At 44.0% G+C, this 1,025-nt stretch carries 1 protein-coding gene; it reads left to right on the forward strand.

All coding sequences use genetic code 11. The features are described 5' to 3' along the window. Positions 1–176 precede the first annotated feature (176 nt). Entirely contained in the window at positions 177–635 is a 459-nt protein-coding gene (locus TH606_RS11165) for a CoA-binding protein (RefSeq protein WP_231887792.1), read from the forward strand. The last annotated feature ends 390 nt before the right edge of the window (positions 636–1,025 follow it).

A 1,025-nucleotide genomic window follows, 5' to 3' on the forward strand; every position in this document is an offset into this window, starting at 1 on the left:
CCAGGATAGACGAGACAAATAAGCGCATAGACGAGACTAATAGGCGTATAGACCATTTGACTTTTCAGGTGGGGAAAATGGCGCAGGAGATTGAGAAGTTAAGGAAGCAGAAGGAATTCAACAGGGACGTTTTAATAAGAATTCAGCGCCTGGAAGACAAGGTCATGGGTGCCTGATTGCCAAAATTAATACTAATAGTCATGAGCCAGTGTAAACTTCCTGACTATTCAAGTATTCCTGAAGAGGCATTGAAAATTATCTCTAAAACCAGAACCATTGTTTTAGTAGGGGCAAGCCCTAAAGAAGAACGGCCCAGTCATCAGGTGATGAAATACCTGCTGGAAAATGGGTTTAAAGTTGTTCCGGTAAATCCCGGCCAGAAGGAGATTCTTGGTCAGAAGTGCTATCCGTCCATTTCAGATATTCCCGAAAAAGAGCCCGTTGACACCGTAATTATTTTTCGCAGGGCAGACATGGTTTTACCGGTGGTGGAAGAGGCCCTATCCCGGGGGATAAAAAATATCTGGCTCCAGGAAGGTATTGTTAACGAAGAGGCCCAAAAACTGGCTCACCAAAACGGCGCTCGCTTTGTTATGAATTTGTGTTTCAAGAAAGCCCACCAGTTGGCTCTTTAATTGCAGAATTATATTTGACACTAATTAAAGTATTATCGCGCGGTGGCGCAGTCGCCGCAGTGATTTTTGTTGCTTTAGCCAGGTTCGAAAAAGAGGGCTTTTCCTGCCATTACGAGTAGTACCTTTTCTGGTATTTATCGCAAGAGCGGTCTCAGCCGGATCATACGAGTCCACAAGGCCAACCAGATATTCCAGCCTGTTTACTGCGAGTGGGAACGAAGTGTCTAGGAAGCAGCCTCATCAACACGTTTACACGCCTGTAATTTCATTTTATGCTAAACTTGAAAGAAATAATTCAGGAGAAGTCTATGGATATCAAAGAAGCCATAAGGTCGGTCATTAAAGATATGATACTTCCAGAGCTTGAGCACATAAGGAAGGACCACCAGG

It is taken from the genome of Thermodesulfatator autotrophicus, from assembly GCF_001642325.1.
In the GTDB taxonomy this organism is placed as follows: domain Bacteria; phylum Desulfobacterota; class Thermodesulfobacteria; order Thermodesulfobacteriales; family Thermodesulfatatoraceae; genus Thermodesulfatator; species Thermodesulfatator autotrophicus.